The sequence below is a fragment of the Uliginosibacterium sp. 31-12 genome, from assembly GCF_030548425.1.
GTDB lineage: Bacteria > Pseudomonadota > Gammaproteobacteria > Burkholderiales > Rhodocyclaceae > Uliginosibacterium > Uliginosibacterium aquaticum.
Genome location: NZ_JAUOOA010000001.1, coordinates 82639 through 102771, shown reverse-complemented (window position 1 = coordinate 102771; position 20133 = coordinate 82639). Strand labels below are relative to the sequence as shown.

At 62.0% G+C, this 20133-nt stretch carries 19 protein-coding genes; 7 read left to right on the top strand and 12 right to left on the bottom strand.

Annotated elements, in window-relative coordinates; translation table 11 throughout:
- Positions 1 to 19 precede the first annotated feature (19 nt).
- On the top strand, positions 20 to 2740 hold the full coding sequence (locus tag Q3Y64_RS00485) for a diguanylate cyclase (RefSeq protein WP_303559350.1): 2721 nt from the start codon (positions 20 to 22) through the stop codon (positions 2738 to 2740).
- Between the two features lie 44 nt (positions 2741 to 2784).
- Positions 2785 to 4698 (top strand): diguanylate cyclase, encoded by a 1914-nt coding sequence (locus Q3Y64_RS00480; RefSeq protein WP_303559348.1) that lies wholly within the window; start codon positions 2785 to 2787, stop codon positions 4696 to 4698.
- A gap of 29 nt (positions 4699 to 4727) precedes the next feature.
- On the opposite strand, the gene flgJ is transcribed toward Q3Y64_RS00480, so the two are convergent.
- The 9 genes from flgJ to flgB all read right to left on the bottom strand — a co-directional run bounded on the left by flgJ (position 4728) and on the right by flgB (position 12003).
- Entirely contained in the window at positions 4728 to 5603 is an 876-nt protein-coding gene (flgJ, locus tag Q3Y64_RS00475) for a flagellar assembly peptidoglycan hydrolase FlgJ (protein WP_303559346.1), read from the bottom strand.
- 124 nt (positions 5604 to 5727) lie between these two features.
- Positions 5728 to 6852 (bottom strand): flagellar basal body P-ring protein FlgI, encoded by a 1125-nt coding sequence (locus Q3Y64_RS00470; protein ID WP_173893994.1) that lies wholly within the window; start codon positions 6850 to 6852, stop codon positions 5728 to 5730.
- A 34-nt stretch (positions 6853 to 6886) separates the two neighbouring features.
- Positions 6887 to 7546 (bottom strand): flagellar basal body L-ring protein FlgH, encoded by a 660-nt coding sequence (locus Q3Y64_RS00465; RefSeq protein WP_101942316.1) that lies wholly within the window; start codon positions 7544 to 7546, stop codon positions 6887 to 6889.
- A 24-nt stretch (positions 7547 to 7570) separates the two neighbouring features.
- Positions 7571 to 8353: a flagellar basal-body rod protein FlgG gene (gene flgG, locus Q3Y64_RS00460; RefSeq protein ID WP_101942315.1), complete on the bottom strand. Its 783-nt coding sequence runs from the start codon at positions 8351 to 8353 to the stop codon at positions 7571 to 7573.
- Between the two features lie 89 nt (positions 8354 to 8442).
- Positions 8443 to 9183: a flagellar basal-body rod protein FlgF gene (gene flgF / locus Q3Y64_RS00455; RefSeq protein WP_101942314.1), complete on the bottom strand. Its 741-nt coding sequence runs from the start codon at positions 9181 to 9183 to the stop codon at positions 8443 to 8445.
- A 32-nt stretch (positions 9184 to 9215) separates the two neighbouring features.
- Positions 9216 to 10439 (bottom strand): flagellar hook protein FlgE, encoded by a 1224-nt coding sequence (flgE, locus tag Q3Y64_RS00450; RefSeq protein ID WP_303559341.1) that lies wholly within the window; start codon positions 10437 to 10439, stop codon positions 9216 to 9218.
- A gap of 14 nt (positions 10440 to 10453) precedes the next feature.
- On the bottom strand, positions 10454 to 11149 hold the full coding sequence (locus Q3Y64_RS00445) for a flagellar hook assembly protein FlgD (protein WP_303559339.1): 696 nt from the start codon (positions 11147 to 11149) through the stop codon (positions 10454 to 10456).
- Positions 11150 to 11179: 30 nt separating this feature from the next.
- Entirely contained in the window at positions 11180 to 11584 is a 405-nt protein-coding gene (gene flgC / locus Q3Y64_RS00440; protein WP_101942311.1) for a flagellar basal body rod protein FlgC, read from the bottom strand.
- 14 nt (positions 11585 to 11598) lie between these two features.
- Complete coding sequence (gene flgB / locus Q3Y64_RS00435; RefSeq protein ID WP_303560363.1) at positions 11599 to 12003, bottom strand: flagellar basal body rod protein FlgB; 405 nt, start codon at positions 12001 to 12003, stop codon at positions 11599 to 11601.
- Between the two features lie 294 nt (positions 12004 to 12297).
- Here flgB and flgA point away from each other — a divergent pair, with 294 nt between their 5' ends.
- From flgA to Q3Y64_RS00420, 3 genes are all read left to right on the top strand, one after another.
- On the top strand, positions 12298 to 12978 hold the full coding sequence (gene flgA, locus Q3Y64_RS00430) for a flagellar basal body P-ring formation chaperone FlgA (protein WP_303559337.1): 681 nt from the start codon (positions 12298 to 12300) through the stop codon (positions 12976 to 12978).
- A gap of 197 nt (positions 12979 to 13175) precedes the next feature.
- A complete protein-coding gene (gene flgM / locus Q3Y64_RS00425; protein ID WP_101942309.1) occupies positions 13176 to 13481 on the top strand; it encodes a flagellar biosynthesis anti-sigma factor FlgM in 306 nt (101 codons plus the stop codon).
- Positions 13478 to 13957: a flagella synthesis protein FlgN gene (locus tag Q3Y64_RS00420; protein WP_170021921.1), complete on the top strand. Its 480-nt coding sequence runs from the start codon at positions 13478 to 13480 to the stop codon at positions 13955 to 13957. Before flgM ends, Q3Y64_RS00420 begins: the two co-directional genes overlap by 4 nt.
- Before the next feature lie 298 nt (positions 13958 to 14255).
- Here Q3Y64_RS00420 and motD read toward each other — a convergent pair whose 3' ends face one another.
- The 3 genes from motD to Q3Y64_RS00405 all read right to left on the bottom strand — a co-directional run bounded on the left by motD (position 14256) and on the right by Q3Y64_RS00405 (position 16515).
- Positions 14256 to 15149 carry a flagellar motor protein MotD gene (gene motD / locus Q3Y64_RS00415; protein ID WP_101942307.1) on the bottom strand — a complete coding sequence of 298 codons (894 nt, stop codon included), beginning with the start codon at positions 15147 to 15149 and terminating at the stop codon, positions 14256 to 14258.
- A 117-nt stretch (positions 15150 to 15266) separates the two neighbouring features.
- On the bottom strand, positions 15267 to 16070 hold the full coding sequence (gene dapB, locus Q3Y64_RS00410) for a 4-hydroxy-tetrahydrodipicolinate reductase (RefSeq protein ID WP_101942306.1): 804 nt from the start codon (positions 16068 to 16070) through the stop codon (positions 15267 to 15269).
- A gap of 52 nt (positions 16071 to 16122) precedes the next feature.
- On the bottom strand, positions 16123 to 16515 hold the full coding sequence (locus Q3Y64_RS00405; RefSeq protein ID WP_101942305.1) for an outer membrane protein assembly factor BamE: 393 nt from the start codon (positions 16513 to 16515) through the stop codon (positions 16123 to 16125).
- A 117-nt stretch (positions 16516 to 16632) separates the two neighbouring features.
- Here Q3Y64_RS00405 and fur point away from each other — a divergent pair, with 117 nt between their 5' ends.
- Complete coding sequence (gene fur / locus Q3Y64_RS00400; RefSeq protein WP_101942304.1) at positions 16633 to 17073, top strand: ferric iron uptake transcriptional regulator; 441 nt, start codon at positions 16633 to 16635, stop codon at positions 17071 to 17073.
- A gap of 96 nt (positions 17074 to 17169) precedes the next feature.
- Positions 17170 to 20085, top strand: a complete 2916-nt coding sequence (locus Q3Y64_RS00395) for a PAS domain-containing protein (protein ID WP_303559328.1) — start codon at positions 17170 to 17172, stop codon at positions 20083 to 20085.
- Positions 20086 to 20133: the final 48 nt, after the last annotated feature.

The following is a 20133-nucleotide window of genomic DNA, read 5'->3' as shown; positions in this document are numbered from 1 at the left end:
AAGTCAGCAAGGAGTCCCTTTGACGCGTTCCACTCTCCTGAAAACAGCTGGCACGCTCGCCGCAGCCCCACTCGTGGCGCTGCTGTGCCCGCTTGCCGATTTGCCGGCCGAGCTGGCAGTCTGGCTCACGGCAGCAGCAGGCATGTTGCTGCCCGGTTTCTGGCTGTTGCGCGAGCGTGAGCGTGAGCAACAACGCCACGAACAGGTACAGAACTTCGTGCAGCGTCTGGTCGATGTGATCCCAGAGCCGGTTTACGTCAAGGATGCTGCCGGCCGTTACATCATGATCAATGAGGCCTTCGCGCTCCAGCGGGGCCAGCCGCGTGCAGCCATCCTGGGTCGCACCGCCCGTGATCTGGCGCCAGATCCTGCTACCGCCGCACTGATCGCCGCCGAAGATGCCGAAGTCCTGCAAGGGCTGATGGTCTACAAGGAAGAAGAAGTGCTTCACCCCGTCAGCCACGAGGCGCGCTTTCGCATCGTAACCAAGGGAACCTGCCTGGATGCGACGGGCGCGCGCGTAATCGTCGGCGCGAATTTCGACATCTCCCGCATACGCCATGCCGAACTGCGCCTGCAGGCAGCACTGGAGGAGCAGACAGCTGTCGCGCAACGCACGCGAGACTTCATTCAGCACCTGATTGACGTCATCCCCTACCCCTTCTACATCCGCGATTCGCAGAGCCGCTACCGCTGGGTGAATAGCGCGCTGATCGAGCGCTACCAATTGAGTCGTGACCAGATTCTGGGGCACAGCCATCGGGAGCTGATGCCTGATCGCCCGCAATCGCATACGTCGCTTGAAGAAGATAGCCGGGTGCTCGCCGGCGAACGGATACAGAAGGAAGAGAGTGCAACCCGGCCGATCACCGGCGAGCGCTGCCATCAGATCGTGATCAAGGGCAGTTGCCCGGCCCCGGAAGGCGAGCTCGCCATCGTTGGCATCAATATCGACGTGACCGTACTGCGCGAATCCGAAGCCCAGCTGGCTACGGTGCTACAGCGGGAACGCGAGCATCACAATGCCACGCTCGAATTCGTGCAACGGGTGCTGGATCTCTTGCCCTACCCGGTCTACGTGAAGGATGCACAGAGCCGCTATCTGATGGTCAACGAAGCCATGGCGCGCGACGCCTTCATGCCCCGTGAAGAGCTGATCGAGCATATGGGTCTGAAAGAAAGTGCCAGCCCCGAGCGCATGCGCCAGCTCTTTGAAGAAGACGGCAGCGTGCTGGCCGGCGAGCGCATCCTGCGCGAGGAGCAACTGCCGCATCCGCATACCGGCCGCGAAGTTTTCCGCATCCTGTCCAAGGGCACTTGCATCAACGCCCTGGGCGAGCCGGTAATCGTCGGCAGCAGCATCGACCTGACCGACCTGCGCGTAGCCGAGCGCGAGCTGAAGGCCTCCTTGCAGCGAGAAACGGCCCTGCGCGAGCGCACAGAAGCCTTCGTGCAACGCCTCATCGACGTAATTCCAGATCCGGTCTACGTGAAGAAGGACGGCCACTACCTCCTCATCAACGATGCCTTTGCCGATTACCAGAACCGCAGCAAGGCCGAGTTGCTGGACCCGGATCAGGACTTCCCGCATCTCTCCGATGCCAGCCGGCAACGCTCGCTGGAAGAGGACCTGGCCGTACTGGATGGCGCCGAGATCCTGCGCGAGGAGCACACCCGGCGCCGTGCCACCGGCGAGGAGGTGTACCGCGTGGTAAGCAAACGCGCCTGCCTCTATATCGATGGCATGCCGGTGGTGGTCGGCATCGATCGCCATATCACCAAATGGCGCCAGGCCGAACTGCAGATCAAGGAAGCACTCGAGCGTGAAACCGAGCTGCGCCGCAACACCTTCGAATTCGTGCAGCGTCTGGTGGATTTGATCCCGGACCCGGTCTATGTGAAGAAAGCCGGCGGCCTTTATGTGCTGGTCAATGAAGCCTTCCTGCGCTACCACCAGCGTTGCCGCGCCGAAGTAGTCAAGGCTCCGAATGCCCTGCCCTACGAAAACGAGGAAACGCGCAAGCTCTCGCTACAGGAAGACGAAGCCGTGTTGAGGGGCGCCGAAATCGAAAAGGAAGAGCACACGATTCGCCAGGCCAGCGGCGAAGAGGTCTTCCGCATCATCAGCAAGCGCCGCAGCACTTATTTCGACGGCGACCCAGTAATTGTCGGTTTCGATAACCACATCACCCGCTGGCGGATAGCCGAACGCGAACTACAGCGCCTGGCGCGCGAAGATGTCCTGACCGGCCTGGCCAACCGCCGCCACTTCCGCGACGAAGCCGAACGCGCGATTGCCCGCAGCAGTCGTTATGACGAAGCCCTGAGCCTATTGATGCTGGATATTGACCACTTCAAGCACATCAACGACAGGCAAGGCCACAACGTCGGTGACGAGGTACTCAAACAAACCGTGCTGCGCTGCCTCGGCGGGCTGCGCAGCACCGATCTGCTGGCCCGCTGGGGCGGCGAGGAGTTCATCGCCCTGCTGCCCCACACGCGGCTCGCGGAAGCCTGTCAGGTCGCCGAACGCCTGCGCGAGGAGCTGGCGCTCACCCCGATCACTACTGGCAACGGCGCAATTGCCGTCACGATCAGCGGTGGCGTGGCTCAATGGCAAGCCGGGGAGTCGCTCGATCAGCTTGTCTCACATGCCGATGCCGCGCTCTACCTTGCCAAGGAAGGCGGCCGCAATCGCATCCTGCCCGCGCAGGCAGAAAACACAGGCGCTCGGGTGTGAACAGATAGAATACGCCGGCGTATTGCAACGGAATATCGGCCAGCATGAATCTGCTCAGCAGCATCCGGGAAATCGCAGTTCTGGCCGCTCTGCCTGCGCTGCTGGTCGCACTCGCCCTGTTTTTCGCCTGGCCCACTGCGCTGGCCCTGCCTCTGCTGCTGCTCACTGCCGTGCTGTCAGCCCTGCTGCGCCTGACCCAGCTGCGCCGCCAGCACGCTGTTCAAAGCGAGCGCCAACAGGCCTTCATGCAGCGTCTGATCGATGTGATTCCACAGCCGGTTTACGTCAAGGATTCTGCGGCCCGCTATCTGATGGTCAACCAGAGCCTCGCCAACCGCCTGGGCCGCGAACCGGCCGAGCTGATCGGTTGCGATTCCTGCAGCTTTCTCAGCGATCCGGAACTGATTACCCACACCCGTCAGGAAGATGCCGCCGCATTGAGCGGTGCGCGCATCACCGCTGAACTGCACGATACGGACCCGCTCAGCGGCAAGCCTCGCGATCGCTTGATCATGAAAGGCACCTGCCTCAATGCTGAGGGCGAGCCCGTCATCGTGGGCGCCAATTTCGACATCACGCACTGGCGCGAAGCCGAACAGGCACTGCAGGCCGTACTCCAGCGCGAGCAGGCCCAACAGCTCGAAACCCGTGCCTGGCTGCAACGCCTGATCGACGTGATTCCCTACCCGATCTACGTCAAGGATGCAGACAGCCACTACCAGCTGGTCAATCAGGCCTTCGAGAAGGACAAGGGGCTGCCAGGGGCTGAACTGATCGGTCGTACCGGCGTTGGGCCCGTCCACCCGGACCGGCTGGCACAGGTGCTGACTGAGGATGCCAAAGTGCTGCGCGGTGAGCCGCTGCGCAAGGAAGAGCATCGTGCGCACGCGCGAACCGGCGCGGAGGTATTCCGCATCATCACCAAAGGCGTGTGTACAGACGAACGCGGCAATACCGTGATCGTCGGTGCGCATGTGGATATCACCGAACTGCGCCAGGCCCAGCGCCACCTGCAGGAGGCCCTGGAACGCGAAACCGGCCTGCGTCAGCGTACCGAAGCCTTCCTGCAACGCCTGGTCGACGTGATCCCGGACCCGGTCTACATCAAGGATTCCAATAGCCGCTACCTGCTGGTCAACGAGGCCTTTGCCGAATACCGCCAGCTCGACCGTGACTTCATCCTGGGGCCTGACTTCCCCGTTCACGGCCCGACCACACCGGCCCGCGCTCAATCCGAACGGGAAGATCAGGCCGTACTCGGCGGCCAGGAAGTCGTGAAGGAAGAGCACACCATCCGCAAAGGCACTGGCGAGGAGGTCTTCCGCATCGTACGCAAGCGGCGCAGCGTGTTCTTCGATGGTCGTCCGGTGGTGATCGGTATCGACCACAACATCACCCGCTGGCGCGTGGCCGAGCGCGAGTTGCAGCAACTCGCACAGGAAGACGGCCTCACCGGTCTGGCCAACCGGCGCCATTTCCATCATGAAGCAGAACGCGCCATCGATCTTGCCCAGCGCTACCAGCAAGCCCTCTCACTGATCCTGATTGATCTGGACCACTTCAAACAGATCAACGATCTCTACGGCCACCACGCCGGAGATCTGGTACTGGTCGAAACCGTTCACCGCCTGCGTGAAGGCCTCCGCCGTGCCGATTTCCCCGGCCGCTGGGGGGGTGAAGAATTCATCATCCTGCTGCCGCACACAGAACTGGCCGAAGCGGTACAGGTCGCCGAACGCCTGCGTGCCGCAGTGGGTGACTCCTTGCTGCAGATCGAAGGCCGCCAACTGGCCATCACTCTCAGTGCCGGAGTGGCTCAGCGCCGCATCGGCGAAGGGCTGGAGTCTTTCATTGCGCGTGCAGACAGCGCGCTGTATGTAGCCAAGAACGAGGGGCGCAACCGGGTGCTGGCGGAGGCCCGCCCGGCCGACATGGACTGTCGGGCGACGGTTTACTGACGGACGCGCCCGCAGATCCGGGAGCCGCCTCAGCGCGCTGAAGCCTGCAAGCCCTGACGCAGGGTGTTGCCATTGATGATGCGGCTGAGCTTGTCGGCATAGGCCGGATCAGTGGCATAGCCCCCCTGCTGCAGCGCACGTGCAAAGGCGTCGCCATCACTCTGGCCACGTACGCCGGCATAGCGCGAGTTCTGGCCGATCAGGCGGGTGTAATCCTGAAAGGATTCGGCGTATGAGCCGTAGGCGCGAAAACGCTCCACCCGCTCAACCGCCCGGCCATTTTCATACTCGGTGGTGCGTGCCTCCACCACCTCGCCCTGCCAGTCACGACCGGCCTTGATGTTGAAGAGGTTGTAGCTCGTGCTGCCATCCGCACGCTGGATCACCGATTTACCCCAGCCAGTTTCAAGCGCCGCCTGGGCCACCAGAAAATGCGGCGGCACACCGAGGCTGGCAGCGGCCTGCTGGGCCTGTGGCCAGACCTGCGTGACGAACCCCTGCGCCGCTCCGCTGTAGGGTGTGCCCAGTTGCGGCGCCACACCGGCGGCACTTGCCACCGTAGCCCCCGCTTGTGCCGGCCCCTTGAGGTCGTAGGTCGGCAGGCGCGGAATGCTTGTGCCATTGAGCTGACGCTCGACCACCTGAGCCAGCCCGATGCCCCCAGTGCGGGACATCAGCTGGGCCAGCTGCTGATCATGCATGCCCTGGAAGAGCTTGGTCCCTTCGCTTTCAAGCATCCCGTCCTGCGGAATTGATTCGCGCATGGTCTTCAGCACGATCTGCAGGAACATCGCCTCGAACTGCTGTGCCACGGCCTTGTTGGCCTCGGGTGAGCCTTCCCGCGTCTGCAGCTTGAGGCCGGCCAGACTGGAGGGGTCGAGTACGTTGGGCTGCACACTGTTCATGGGCAAGGCCTCGGCGTGCGCGAAAAATTCGGCACCGTCGCAAGAACGTACCCGACCATTCCCGGCAAGGCACGAGGTGCATTCAGATGCGATCGCAATAGGCGCAGCATTTTTTCAGCGCCGCTCAGATAACTTCCAGCTCGGCCCGCAGTGCGCCGGCTGACTTCATGGCCTGCAAGATGTTCACCAGATCCAGCGGCGTGGCGCCCACCGCATTGAGCGCCTTGACCACTTCGGTCAGGGTCACACCAGGCTTGAAACGCATCAGGCTGGCCTGATCCTGTTTGACGTCGACCTGAGCATTCTGCACGGCGGCGGTCTGCCCCTGGGAGAGTGGATTGGGCTGACTGATCTGGGTCTCGGTATTCACCGTCACCGTGATGTTGCCGTGCGCCACAGCGCACTCCTGCAAGGTCACAGACTGGTTCATGACGATCGAGCCGGTGCGTGAATTGACGATCACCCGCGCCGCGCCAGCCATCGGTGTGACATCGATATTCTCGAGCCGGCCAAGGAAGCCCACCCGCTCGGCCGCCGACTCGGGTGCCCGCACCTGGATCCGGCGCCCATCCAGCGGCCAGGCCACCTGCTCGCCGAAGCTCTTGTTGATGGCCTCCACCACACGTTGCGCAGTGCCAAAATCGGCCTGGGCCAGCTCGAGCTGCACCGAGTCCGCGCCGCCTACCGCCGTCGGCACAGAGCGCTCGACCGTAGCCCCGCCGGGGATCCGACCCGCTGACAGATGATTCACCGTGACTTTGGTGCCACCTGCCGAGCCACCGGCCCCGCCGACAATCAGATTGCCCTGCGCCACCGCGTAGATCTGCCCGTCCGCGCCCTTCAACGGTGTCATCAGCAAAGTACCGCCCTTGAGGCTCTTGGCGTTGGCCATCGACGAAACGGTCACGTCGATCTGCTGGCCGGGCTGTGCAAAGGCCGGCAATTGCAGGGTGACCATCACGGCGGCCACGTTCTTGAGCTGCAAGGTGGTGCCGGGAGGAATCGTGATACCCAGATTGCCCAGCATGTTGATCAGGCTCTGGGTGGTGAAAGGCGCCTGCGAAGTCTGGTCGCCAGTGCCATCCAGGCCGACCACGATGCCATAGCCAACCAGCTGGTTGCTGCGCACGCCGGCAATGTTTGCCAGATCCTTGATGCGTTCGGCATGCGCCGGAGCTGCAAGCAGCAGGCACGCCAACAAGAGCGCCACACGCCACCCTCCCCGGAGAGATTTTCCTGTCCTGTCCATCATGCCACCTGACCTTTCCGCACCTGCTTGACGATCAGAACGGCAGCACGTTCATGAAGATGCGCTGCATCCAGCCCATGGTCTGGGCTTCGTCGAGATAGCCATTGGCTTTGTATTCGAGCCGGGCATCGGCCACCTGAGTGGATTGCACGGTATTCGAGCTGCTCACGTTGTTCTGATTCACTACGCCGGAGAAACGGATGAACTCCTGGCCCTGATTGATCGCCACCTGCTTTTCGCCGGAAACCAGCAGGTTGCCGTTGGGGAAGACTTCGATCACCGTCACCGTCACCGTACCGGTGAAGGAATTGTTGGCCGCCGCCGTGCCCTTGCCGGCAAAGCTCTGGTCTGCGGCAGCCGACGCGCTCATCTTGGCCGCGATATTCTTGCCCATCACCCCGGCGATCAAAGGTGCTTCCATTTCGGTGCTGGAAGCACGCGTGGCATTGGTATTGGAGGATTTGCTGGCGGCATTCTTCTCGACGATGTTGATCGTCAGGGTGTCGCCCACATAGCGCGCACGGCGATCTTCGAACAACGAACGCGGACTGCTGCCGAAGATGCTGCCGGCAGTTTCGGTGCGTGCCGGCATTGGCCGCGCCGTCATCGGCTGATGCACGGCAGTGGTCTGCTGCAGCAAGCTGCAGCCACTGAGCAAACCGACGAGCAGCAACAGGACAAGGCGGATGGACATGATCAGCCCCCGTTCAGAACCGGATCAGAGCTGGGTCAGACGCGAGAGCATCTGGTCCGCCGTACTCACTGCACGCGAGTTGAGTTCATAGGCACGCTGGGTTTCGATCATGCTGACCAACTCCTCTGCAACGTTCACATTGGACGTTTCCAGGTAGGTCTGATTGATCACACCCGTGCCATTGGTGCCGGGAGTGGTGGGCGTGGGCGTGCCGCTGGAAGCGGTTTCGAGAAAGAGGTTCTCACCCATGCTCTGCAAGCCGCCCGGATTGACGAAGTTGGCGATCTGGATCGAGCCGATCTGAGCCGGATTGACCTGCCCCGCCTGCAGCACGCTAACCGTGCCATCTTTGCCGACCGTGACCGACAGCGCATCCGCAGGGATAGTGATCGCCGGCTCCACCGGGTAGCCGCTAGAGGTCACCATCTGGCCTTGCGAATCCTTCTGGAAAGCACCATCTCGGGTATAGGCCAAAGTGCCGTCCGGCATCTGGACCTGAAAGTAACCCGACCCCTGAATGGCCAGATCCAGCGAGTTGCCGGTCTGTTGCAAATTCCCCTGGGTATGGATGCGCTCGGTGGCTACCGTGCGCACACCGGTACCGATCTGCAAGCCCGAAGGAATCTGGGTGCTCTGCGAGCTCTGGGCACCGGGCTGGCGCAGCGTCTGATAGAGCAGATCCTCGAACACCGCACGCCCACGCTTGTAGCCATTGGTGCTGACGTTGGCCAAGTTGTTGGAAATCACGTCGAGATGCGTCTGCTGCGCATCGAGGCCGGTACGGGCAATCCACAGGGCACGGATCATTTTGCTTCTCCTTGTGTTGCGAGGATAGGTCGCTCAGTCATCGACCAGTCCGTCAATCAGCGCATCAAAAACCCCGCAATCCGCCCCCCTTAACGGGCAGCGATCACCTGGTTGGCACTCTTGTCATTGTCCTGTGCGCTGGAGATCAGCTTGAGCTGGGTCTCGTAACTGCGCGCCAGCGAAATCATGTTCACCATCTGGTCGACCGGATTCACATTGCTACCTTCGAGATAGCCGCCACTTACACGCACGTTCTCGTCCTGATTGGCGGGCTGGCCACTCTTGAGGCGAAACAGGCCGTCATCACCGCGAACCAGCTCTTCTTCAGGCGGGTTGACGAGCTTCAGGCGGCCCACGGTATTGGTCGCGGCCAAGGTGCCATTCAGCGGTACCGCCGTAATAGTTCCGTCAGGCCCAATTTCCACTGCGTTTTCCGGGGGGATCGCGAGCTGGCCACCATCTCCCGCTACCTCGAGACCACCCTGCGTGCGCAGCACGCCGTTGTCGTCGATCTTGAAAGCACCCGCCCGTGTATAGGCTTCGCTACCATCCGGTTGCAGCACCGTAAACCAGCCCTGACCATTGACCGCAGCATCCAGTGAACGAGCGGTGTGATTGAGCGGGCCAGACGAAAAATCGCTGCCAACCGAGGCATCCACCACGAAAGCCCGGGTGGGCTGAGCCTCGCTCTGCACCTGTACCGCGCGCAGACGATGCAATTCAGCGCGAAAGCCAACCGTGCTGGCATTTGCAAGGTTGTGGGCCACCGAAGCCTGCTGGCCCATTGTGGCCTTGGCCCCGGTCATCGCGGTATAGATCAGCTTATCCATGTCAGTATCGTTCGCTCAGACTCAAACGCCTGTTACCTCAGGTTCACCAGGGTCTGCAGCACCTGATCCTGAGTCTTGATCGACTGGGCGTTAGCCTGATAGTTGCGCTGAGCTGTGATCATGTTGACCAGCTCAGCCGTGAGATCGACGTTGGACTCTTCCACCGAGCCAGCCGTGAGCTGCCCCAGACTACCGGTGCCGGGTGCCCCCACCAGCGGCTGACCGGAAGTGGGCGATTCGCCCCACAGGTTATTGCCCAGGGAAAGCAGACCTTGCGGGTTGGCGAAATTCGCCAGCACGACCTGACCAAGGTTGCGCGTCTGGCCATTCGAATAGCGGCCCTGGATCACACCATCGTCACCAATGGTGATCCCGGAGAGGCGACCCGAGGCAAAACCGTCCTGAGTCTGGCGATTCACCCCAAATGAACTGCCGTACTGGGTGCTGCCGGTCAAATCGAAATCAACGCTGAAGGGCGTGACAGCGCCAGTCGTTACAGCCAGGCCCGCAATGGTCACGGGCATGGCGGTGGTGAGCTGACCGGAGGTATCAAAGGTCACGGCAGTCGCCGCTCCGGTCGCACCACCATCAAGCGCGGTATACATGTCCCAATTACCGCTGCCCGCCGTGCGGAAATACATCGTCATGATGTGGGAGTTGCCCAGGCTGTCGTACAGAGTGACCGAGGTCGACGAGTTGTAGGTGCTCGGATCCGGACTGGCACTGCCCGCCACCCAGGCATTGGTCGGCACAGTGGAGCGCGAATCGAGGTTTAGCCCCATGGCGACCTCCGAGCTCTGCGCCGGCATCAGGTCGGCAGTGTCGATATAGATGCTGCTCGGACTGGCCGGCAAAATCTGGCCAGTAGAGCTCGCCGGATAGCCCGTGAGCTGGTAGCCCTGCGAGTTGATGATGTAGCCGTTCTTGTCTATCTGGAACTGGCCGTTGCGGGTATAGGCCACCGAGCCACCGTTATCCATGCGGAAGAAACCGGCGCCATTGATGGCCACATCCAGCGGATTGTTGGTCGGCGTAATATTGCCCTGGTTGAAAACCTGGGACACCTTGCCAATCTGGGTGCCAATCCCGATCGACACCCCGGCAGACGCGCCATTGAGCGCAGAGGCGTACACATCCGCAAACTGGGTACCCGAAAGCTTGAAGCCCACGTTGCTGGCGTTGGCCACGTTGTTGCTGATGACGTCGAGCGCCTTGGAGGATGCGTTGAGGCCGCTGAGGCCTTGCTGGAATGCCATGATCTGCTCCCGGATTACAGAATGAGCTTGATGTCGCCCATCGAAACACGACCAAGCTGGGCAGAATCGCCGAACTTGTTCACATCGACCTTCACGTCACTGCCACTGGTGACCACGCCGGTCACCGTGCCCAGTTCGAGTGCGGTGGCGCCCACCTTGACGTCGCCCTTGTAGGCCGTCACCTTCACGGTATAGCTGCCATCGGCCACGGCGGTGCCGGCATCGTTCTTGCCGTCCCACACGAAGTCATGCACACCGGCCTCAAGCGCGCCAAGATCCATGCGCTTGACCTCCAGGCCGTTCTTGTCGCTGATGCTCACGGTGACCTTGTCCGCCACCGCATCGAGCTGCACGCCGCCCATCCCGATGCCTTCGGTGACGATCATGCCGCTGCCCGGCACCAGCACCGCGTGCCCCACCAGATTGGCCGCCTGCAGTGCTTCGGAGGACTGCATGTTGCCCATCATGGTCTTGAGCGTTTCATTGAGCCGCTCGATACCATCCACGGTACTGATCTGGGCAAGCTGCGAAGTGGTCTGGGCGTTGTCCATCGGGTTGAGCGGGTCCTGATTCTTGAGCTGGGTCGTCAGCAGCTTCAGAAAGCGCGATTGCTGATCCTCGACCGTGCTCGTGGACGTCGTGCTCGTCTTGTTCAGCGAGGAATAAATATCCTGCGCGCTGGCGCTGGTGCTGCTGCTGACGGTAGTCATGTGCCTGCTCCTGTCTTACCCGCCGATTGCTCAGCTCTGTCCAATGGCCAACGTGCGCTGCAACAGCGTGCGGGCCGTATTCATCACCTCCGCGTTCGTCTGGTAGGAACGCGAAGCCGAAATCATGTTCACCATCTCTTCCACCACATCCACATTGGGCATGGTGACGTAACCCTTCTCGTCGGCCAGCGGGCTCTTCGGGTCGTAGAGCATACGGCCAGGGGCTGCGCTCTCCACCACCTGCTGAACCTTCACGCCTTGCCCGCTCTGGCCCATATTCACGGCCTGGAAAACGACCTGCTTGGCCTTGTAAGGCTTGCCATCGGCCCCCACCGCGCTCTCGGCATTGGCCAGATTGCTGGCGGTGGTGTTCAGGCGCTGGGACTGCGCGCTGAGCGCCGAACTAGCGATATTCAGAACATTGAACATGCTCATGATTCAGCCCCTGCTCACTGGCCCGACACGGCCTGCTGCATGGTGCGCAACAAGCCGTTGATGAACGTAATGCTGGCCTCGTACTGCACCGAGTTTTCGGCAAAAGCCGCGCGCTCGGCATCCATGTTCACCGTATTGCCATCTACGCTCGATTGCGTTTCCGTGCGATACATCTGCTGCGGGAAAGTGCTCGTGCCACTCGCATTCAGGTGACGGCTGGCCGTCGTGCTGAGCGCAATCGGCTTGCCTGCACGCCCCAGCAGCGCACCGCTCAGCGCAGAGCCGAAATCGATGTCGCGCGCCTTGTAGTTGGGGGTATCCGCGTTGGCCATGTTGCCTGCTATCAGCTCCTGGCGATCGGCGCGCAGGTTGAGGGCGGTCTGGTGAAAGCGCAGGGCGTTATCGAGCTGGACGTTCATCTCTTCAACTCCGTTCATGATCTCTTCAAACATATCCGTCGCTCCCGGCACACATCGGCCACTCGACGAACTCATTGCAGCTTCTATGCCAACCATCCTAAGCCCCGTATTAGGGTCCGCAGACGGCGATAAAGCGGCAAAACCACCGGCTTTCCCGGCAGCCATCACCCAGCCTGCGGCAATGTTTGCCGGCAGGCTGAAACTCGCCGGAATAGCCCCGCAAGCACCCGCCTGTTTGACCCATCAGCTGGCGCGCGCTGTGCTTGAATCGGCCATCACCCATCTGGCGGCACCATGCGCTCCCTCCTTCCCGGCCTCCTCCTGCTACTTAGTTGTTTTACCCCCTGCGTCGCCCACGCAGAGGACCAACTCGGCCCGGCACTGCAGCGCTTTCTCGAAGCCCGCAGCGCCAGCCTGCCCGGCAAGGTCACGATTGAAATCGGGCGCTATCCACTGAGCGAGAAACTCATCGCCTGCCAGCGCTGGGAACTCCTCCTGCCCGAAGGCAGCCGCCCCTGGGGACGCATCTCGGTTGGGGCCCGCTGCCAGGCCGGGCCCCAACAAGCCCTTTACATCCCCTCCCGAATCAAGGTGGAAGGCCAGATGCTGGTAGCTGCCCGCCAGATTCCGCTCGGCGCAACGCTCACCGAGCACGATATGAAGCTCGTCGAAGGAGAGCTGAGCAACCAGGCCGCAGATGTGCTCAGCACGCCAACTGAGGCCATCGGGCGTACCAGTCGGGCCAGCATCGCCGCCGGCCGGCCCTTGCAACGCAGCCTGCTGCGCAGCGAAGCCATCATCGAAGCGGGTCAGGAAGTCCGCGTGGAAATCCGTGCCGGCAGCCTTCAGGTGAGCAACCAGGGGATTGCCATCAGCAGCGCCGGCCGCGGCGAAACGCTGCGCGTCCGCCTGCCCAACGGCAAAATCGCGCGTGGGATAGCGAGCGAGGCCGGCCTGGTCGAAGTTCAGCGCTGACCCGATTCCTGCCGTCAGGCCTGCTGTGCTCTGCCCCGGAGCGCCGGCAGCCCCTTGCCGTGGATTGCAAAAAAATCTAAAGTTTTTTCCCAGAGGCCCGATAAGGCAGTCATGGCATCACGAATGCCTGTTAAAAAATCAGTGGCTTGCGTGCCCTGCCAGTGCACCGCACATGCCTCGAGCCGAAGGGAAACGCCGTGAAAATCGAGAATTCAGTCACTTCGCCAGGATCGGTCAGCACCTCAAAACCCCGATCTACCCGCGAATCTTCCACCAGCTCCGCTTCGGCCAGCCCGTCGCAGGTGCAACTTTCCAACCTTGCCAGCAATCTGCAAAAGCTGGAGCAAGCCATTGCCGAAACACCGGTTGTCGATAGCGGCAAAGTCGACGAGATCAAGAACGCCATTGCTCAAGGGCAGTTCAAGGTCAATCCGGACAAGGTCGCCGATGGTCTGCTCGACAGCGTGCGCCAGATGCTCGCCGCCCAACCCCGTAGCGCGTGAGCCCAGCTGCCGACCACAGCGCGCTGCGCCAGCGCCTACTCGCCCTGCTGATTGCTGAAACCCAGCAGGTACGGGATTTCGTCGCCGTTCTCGAACAGGAAAGAAAGATCCTGGGCGAGCGCGACGTCGAGCCATTGTTTGCCCTCTCGGAACACAAGAACCGCTACGCCCGTCTACTCCAGCAAAGCGCCGACGCCCGCACCAGCCTGCTCGGCCAGGCTGCGCTGAAGCATGACAAGAGCGGCGTGGAAAGTCTGCTTGGCGATCCAGCCAATCCGGTCTGGAACAACTACCTGAAGGCTGTCGCCGAGGCCCGTGCCCTAAATCAGGCCAACGGTGCCTTGCTCACCGAGCGCCTCGCCCACAATCATCAAGCCCTTGCCATTCTTATGGCGCACTCCGACCAGCCCACAGTCTATGGGCCGGACGGTGCCGCCCGCACCCGCCCTGGCTCACGCCTGCTGGGTAGCTACTAAGTTCACCGGACCATCTCGCCCGGCCCCGCTCAGCCCCACCAGAACGACACGTCTGCTGAGCAACGGGCGCCCTCTCGCCTGAACGCCGGCCACCTCAAGCAAACATTCCTGCACAGATCTGCTCGCGCACTGGCCGAACGCCTCTACAGCAGTAGCTTCAACCGCACACCGACATTTTCCGGCAGAGGGCAGCCATACGAAGACGAACCAGCCTGCCATTTTTGCGAGATCCGCCTCAGCAACGCCTGTTTTTTTATGCCGTTTTACAGATTCCAGCGGGCCTCTGAGCCAAGTACATTCATGGAGCCTTCCCGCCCGGCACCAGACGTATGTTCTCAGGCGTTCCCAGCGCGCCATCCGCATCCGGCACCTGGCGCACACCCTCGGGCTGCCGCGGCGCGCCGAGCACTTCTGTCGTGGTCACAGGTGCTTCAGCCACTTCGGGCGCCATCGATTCAATCTGGATGGTGACTCGCCGATTGCGGGCCCGCCCGTCCGGGGTGGAATTGTCCGCCACGGGTCTCTGGTCTCCATAGCCTGCCGCCGTCATGCGTTCAGCACTGACACCGGAAGCCACAAACAGGCGCACCACGGATGAAGCACGCACCGCAGACAGCTCCCAATTGGAAGGGAACAACGCGGTAGAGATCGGGAGGTTGTCGGTATGCCCTTCGACCTTGATCGGAAAACTGCCCACGGCAATCACTTCGGCTACCGCTCGCAAAGCACGAACGGCCTCTGGCCCTAACTGAGCCTCTGCCGGGTTGAAGAGAGCGCTGGCATTGATTTCAATGGCAATGCCGTTCACACCCTCGGTGACCCGCACCTGACCTCCGCGCACCAAGGGCTCAAGCACCCGTTTGACCTCCTCGGCCATGCTGCGCATCTTCTGCCGATACTCGGTACGCCGCGCTTCGGCCTGCGTATCCGAGCGGCTCTGCCGGGTCACTACGGGCATGATCGGCGTGCCAGTCGCCTGCGGCGGCGCCACGATGGCTGCAGCCTGCTCGTTGGTCGCACTGCGAAAGGCCTGCACCATGGAGCTGGACAAGACCCGGTACTTGCCCTCATTCACCGAGCTGATTGCATACATCACGACGAAAAAGGCGAACAGCAAGGTGATGAAGTCCGCATAGGACACCAGCCAGCGCTCGTGATTCTCATGCTCTTCTTCGTGCTGACGGCGGGCCATGCCTGCTCCGGAAAGGGTGAACGACTCCCTTGGTTTACGGCAGGTAGCCCTCCGCCCTTGAGGCAGGCAAACAAAAGGCCGGGCAAGCCCGGCCTTTGATCTGGCTGAAGTGCCTGACTACTTCAGGCCCAGCACATCCTGCATGTCGTACAGGCCACTGCCCTTGCCTTGCAGGAAAGCCGCAGCACGCAGGGCACCGGTGGCATAAGGCATGCGACTGCTGGCCTTGTGGGAAATCTCAACGCGCTCGCCCAGACCGCAGAACATCACGGTGTGATCACCGATTACATCGCCCCCGCGCACCGTGGCAAAACCGATGGTCTCGGGCTTGCGCTCACCAGTCACACCTTCACGGCCATACACGGCACATTCCTTGAGGTCACGCCCAAGCGCCTGGGCCACCACTTCTCCCATGCTGAGCGCGGTACCGGAGGGGGCATCGACCTTGAAACGATGGTGAGCCTCGAAAACCTCAACGTCATAGCCCGTTTCCAGCAGCCGCGCCGCGACATCAAGCAGCTTGAACACGACATTCACGCCCACCGACATGTTGGACGCAAAAGTCACCGGAATTTCAGTGGCTGCTTCACCGATCTGGGCCTTCTCTTCCGGCTTGAAGCCGGTCGTGCCGATCACCACTGCGCATTTCACGCGGCGAGCGATCTTCAAGTGTTCCAGCGTACCTTCGGGGCGGGTGAAATCGATCAGGCAATCAGCCAGCGTCAGTGCCGCCTCGATGTCGCTGGTGACCGGAACGCCACAGGCGTTGCCAACCAGCTCACCGGCGTCGCGACCAATGAAAGGGCTGTCGGCGCGATCAAGCGCCGCCACAAACTGCACTTCGGGCATCTGCTGGGCGGCTTCAATGAGCATGCGCCCCATACGGCCGGAAGCCCCGGCAATGGCGACCTTCACAGTCATGTTCGATCCTCGGGAAAGCGGCTGGCCGCAGGATTTGCGGCCGCGATTGAAATCAGGGTTTGGCGGCGGGCGCCGGGCCAGTGATGTCGATCATGCGCGGCGTAACCGGTAGCACCGGCATCTCACCAGAAGCGGGCACCACATCGCCGTCGAGGCGCGCGAGCTTGTCACCTTCGAAGAAGACGGTCAGCTTACGACGCTCGGGCGTCTTGTAGCCACTGGAGAACTGGTAAACATAGTCCCAGCGATCTGCATGGAATACATCCACCAGCATCGGCGAGCCCATCACAAGGCGCACCTGATCGCGGCTCATGCCGGGCGTGAGGCGCGCCACCATCTCCTGAGTGATGGCATTGCCCTGACGTACATCGATCCGGTACGGCTTGAAGGAACAGGCTGCCAGCAGGCAGACAGCAAGGGTCAGGAAGCCGCTACGCAGGATCATTCGGACAAACTCTCGTGACATCAACAGGGACGAGGCCCGGCCATCGGCCCGGCCCCGGAAGATTCCAAGAACACCGCCCGGACTATATCATACGGGCCTTACTGACCGGAGACCGCGATGCCGCCACCCCATAGCCTCAAGGAGTCAGGGCTCAAGACAACCTTGCCGCGCCTGAAGATCCTCGACCTGTTCCAGCGTACCAGCGAGCGCCATCTCTCCGCCGAAGACGTCTATCGCCTTTTGCTGGCTGAAGAAATGGATGTTGGCCTGGCCACCATCTACCGCGTGCTAACCCAGTTCGAGCAAGCCGGCCTGCTGCAACGCCATCACTTTGAAACCGGCAAGGCCGTGTTCGAGCTCAACAAGGGCGACCATCACGATCACATCGTGTGCATGGACTGCGGCCGCATCGAGGAGTTCTTCGATCCGGAAATCGAGGCGCGTCAGAACGCCATCGCGATCGAAAAGGGATTCAAGGTGCGCGAACACGCCATGTATCTCTACGCCGAATGCACCAAAACCGACTGCGAAAACCGCAAGGGCCGCAAGAAGGCTTGATCCCACCAGCGGCGGCACACCTGCGGGCAATCCTCCCGTCCGCCATCAAGTAGCGGCCGTAGCTGGCCGTTAGCCGGAGAGGATTGTCCCCTATTGGTGGCCCGCCCTGTGAAACCAGACCTATTCCGACACGTCCTTCCCGCTCTCGGCACGCTGCTGGGCGTGCTGCTGGCATGGTCTCTCGGGCAGGAAGGGTTTGGCCTGACCATCCTGGCGCTGGCGGGCTGCCTCACTGGCAGTCTCGCCTCCATGTCCCCACGCAGCGCGGCACCGCCAGCCAATCTCGAAGCGCTGATCCAGAACCTGCTCGACGTACTGCCCGAACCCTTTTACATCAAGGATGGGCAGAGCCGTTACCTGCTGATAAACCGCGCCTTCCTGCGTTCCAACCGATTGGAGCGCGAACAAGTAATCGGCCGCACCCCAGAGGAAGTTTTCGGCACCGAGTACGGCGCCATGGTGCGCACCGAAGACGGCTTGATCCTTGCCGGGCAGAAAATCTTCAAGGACGAGCATGGCCCGCATCCTGTCACCGGAGAGGAGCGCCACCAACTCGTCAACAAGGAGCGCATCGACTGGTTCGACGGCCAACCCGTCATCGTCGGTGCCAATATCAATATCACTCGCTGGCGCAGCAGCGAGCAGGCGCTGGAAGAGGAAAAAGCCCGTCGCCGACGCATCCAGGCCTTCATCCAGCGCCTCATCGACGTGATTCCTGATCCGGTCTACCTCAAGGATGAGCAGCGCCACTTTGTGATGGTGAACGAGGCTTTCGCCGAGGAGCGTGGCCGGCCACGCGAGGAATTGCTGGGCCTAACCTCCTACGATCTCGCCAGCGACCCCGGCTCGGCCGCTCTGGCCGCCAAAGAAGATGATCAGGTGCTGGCGGGCGGCGAGATCGACAAGGAACAGCACACGACCAACGCACGGGGTGAGGAATGCTTCCGGATCGTGCGCAAGCGTCGTCTGGAGAATGCCGACGGCAAGGTGCTGGTACTCGGCGCGCATTTTTACATCACCAAGTGGAAGCTCGCCGAACGCGCCCTGCAGGCGGCGGTGGAACGCGAACAGGCGCTCCTGCAGCGCACCCGGGAATTCACTCAGCGCCTGATCGACGTGATTCCGCAACCGGTGTACGTGAAGGATGCCGACAGCCGCTATCTGCTGGTCAATACGGCCATGGCCAAGGACTCCGGCCGCAGCGCAGCCGAGCTGATCGGCTGTGGGCCGGCCGAGCTGGGGGCCGGGGCGGACTACGTCAGTCTGGTCCGTGAGGAAGATCGCCAGGTACTGGAAGGCACCCTCCAGATTCACAAGGAAGAACACATCACCCATCCCTATACCGGCAAGGAAGCCTTCCGCATGATTGCGAAAACTTCCTGCGCCGGCGTGGACGGACAGGCAGTGATCGTCGGTACCAATTTCGACATCACGCCCTGGCGCACCGCCGAAGCCGCACTGCAGATCGCACTCCAGAGCCAGACGCAGTTGCTGGCCTTCCTCCAGGAAGTGTTTGATGCCCTGCCTACTCCGCTTTTTGTAGAGGACGCAAACGGCAGCTTCGTGATGGTCAACCGCGCCCTGGGGCGCATGTTCGCACGTGATCCAGTGGCCCTGATCGGCCAGCAGCCACGGGCTTTCGGCCTGCCTCCGGTACCGGGCATGGCTGACGCCAGCCAGGAACAGCAGATCCTGCAGCGCCCGCTGAGCCTGCGCCCGCAGGGCGGTAGCCTGCACCATTACGTGCTGCTGGACACGCTCGGCAAGGGTGCGGACGGTGAGCCGGTGCGCATCGGCGTGCTCTCGGATATCACATCCCTGCGCGAGACTGAAGCCCGCTGGCAGCAGGCCAAGGAAGAGGCCGAGCGCGCCAGCGCGGCCAAATCCCTGTTCCTCGCCAACATGAGTCACGAGATCCGCACCCCGATCTCCGGCGTGATCGGCACACTGCGGCTGGCCATGCGTGACAAGCAACTCACCGGCCCGGTACGGGATTTCGTCGCCACCGGCCTGTCAAGCGCCGAATCGCTCCTCGGCATCATCAACGACATCCTCGATTTCTCGAAGATCGAAGCCGGGGAGCTGAAGATCGAAAGTGTTTCCCTGGATCTTCACCGGCTTCTCGACGACACCGTGCAGATCATGCGCCACAACGCGCAGAACAAAGGGCTGCGCTTCACCCTCGACATGGGGCCACGGGTGCCGCGCTGGATCAGCGGCGACCCGGTGCGCATCCGTCAGGTACTCACCAACCTGATCGGCAACGCGATCAAGTTCACCCAGCAAGGCAAGATCTCGGTCCAGGTCGACTGCGATCAGGAGGTGGGCGGACAGGCCAGCCTGCTTTTCGCCGTAAAGGACACCGGACTGGGCATCCCGCCTGAAGCGCTGGGCCGCCTGTTCCATAAATTCCAGCAAGCCGATGCCTCCACCTCGCGCAAATTCGGTGGCACCGGCCTCGGCCTGGCGATCTGCCGCCAACTCGTCGAAGCCATGGGCGGCAGCATCGGCGTAGAAAGCCGCGAGCAGGAGGGCAGCACCTTCCGCTTCACCCTGCCCCTCACCCTGCCACAGCAAGGCTTCGATCAGGCCACCGCAAGCATGCCGCTGCCTGCGGCCCGGCAGGCCTTGCGCATTCTCTGTGCCGAGGACTCCAGCACCAACCGTCTGATCCTGCGCGCCCTGCTCGAAGAAATGGGGCATCGCCCGGTATTCGCCGAAAACGGGCTCGAAGCCGTCCGCACCCTGGCCCGCGAAGAATTCGATCTGGTCTTGATGGATGGGCGCATGCCCGAAATGGATGGCCCGGAAGCCACGCGGGCAATTCGTGCCGGCGGCCTGCCCGAGCATCCGGTACGCCAGCCACAGATTCCGATCATCGCACTGACCGCCAACGCCAGCGTGGAAGACCGTGACGACTACCTCGCTGCCGGGATGAACGACTTCCTCACTAAACCGATCGATGAGCAGCAGTTGCACACCGCACTGGCCCGCTACCAACCCGCAGGCTGAATGCTTGTGCGCAAGATGATGAAGCGGCGTTGCGCCGGCCTACCCGGC

Bases quoted from the DNA above. Each gene is read 5' to 3' on its own strand.
- Q3Y64_RS00480 (WP_303559348.1), top strand. From the start codon at position 2,785: ATGAATCTGCTCAGCAGCATCCGGGAAATCGCAGTTCTGGCCGCTCTG.
- flgJ (WP_303559346.1), bottom strand. From the start codon at position 5,603: ATGAACAGTGTGCAGCCCAACGTACTCGACCCCTCCAGTCTGGCCGGC.
- Q3Y64_RS00470 (WP_173893994.1), bottom strand. From the start codon at position 6,852: ATGGACAGGACAGGAAAATCTCTCCGGGGAGGGTGGCGTGTGGCGCTC.
- Q3Y64_RS00465 (WP_101942316.1), bottom strand. From the start codon at position 7,546: ATGTCCATCCGCCTTGTCCTGTTGCTGCTCGTCGGTTTGCTCAGTGGC.
- flgG (WP_101942315.1), bottom strand. From the start codon at position 8,353: ATGATCCGTGCCCTGTGGATTGCCCGTACCGGCCTCGATGCGCAGCAG.
- flgF (WP_101942314.1), bottom strand. From the start codon at position 9,183: ATGGATAAGCTGATCTATACCGCGATGACCGGGGCCAAGGCCACAATG.
- flgE (WP_303559341.1), bottom strand. From the start codon at position 10,439: ATGGCATTCCAGCAAGGCCTCAGCGGCCTCAACGCATCCTCCAAGGCG.
- Q3Y64_RS00445 (WP_303559339.1), bottom strand. From the start codon at position 11,149: ATGACTACCGTCAGCAGCAGCACCAGCGCCAGCGCGCAGGATATTTAT.
- flgC (WP_101942311.1), bottom strand. From the start codon at position 11,584: ATGAGCATGTTCAATGTTCTGAATATCGCTAGTTCGGCGCTCAGCGCG.
- flgB (WP_303560363.1), bottom strand. From the start codon at position 12,003: ATGAACGTCCAGCTCGATAACGCCCTGCGCTTTCACCAGACCGCCCTC.
- flgA (WP_303559337.1), top strand. From the start codon at position 12,298: ATGCGCTCCCTCCTTCCCGGCCTCCTCCTGCTACTTAGTTGTTTTACC.
- motD (WP_101942307.1), bottom strand. From the start codon at position 15,149: ATGGCCCGCCGTCAGCACGAAGAAGAGCATGAGAATCACGAGCGCTGG.
- dapB (WP_101942306.1), bottom strand. From the start codon at position 16,070: ATGACTGTGAAGGTCGCCATTGCCGGGGCTTCCGGCCGTATGGGGCGC.
- Q3Y64_RS00405 (WP_101942305.1), bottom strand. From the start codon at position 16,515: ATGATCCTGCGTAGCGGCTTCCTGACCCTTGCTGTCTGCCTGCTGGCA.
- fur (WP_101942304.1), top strand. From the start codon at position 16,633: ATGCCGCCACCCCATAGCCTCAAGGAGTCAGGGCTCAAGACAACCTTG.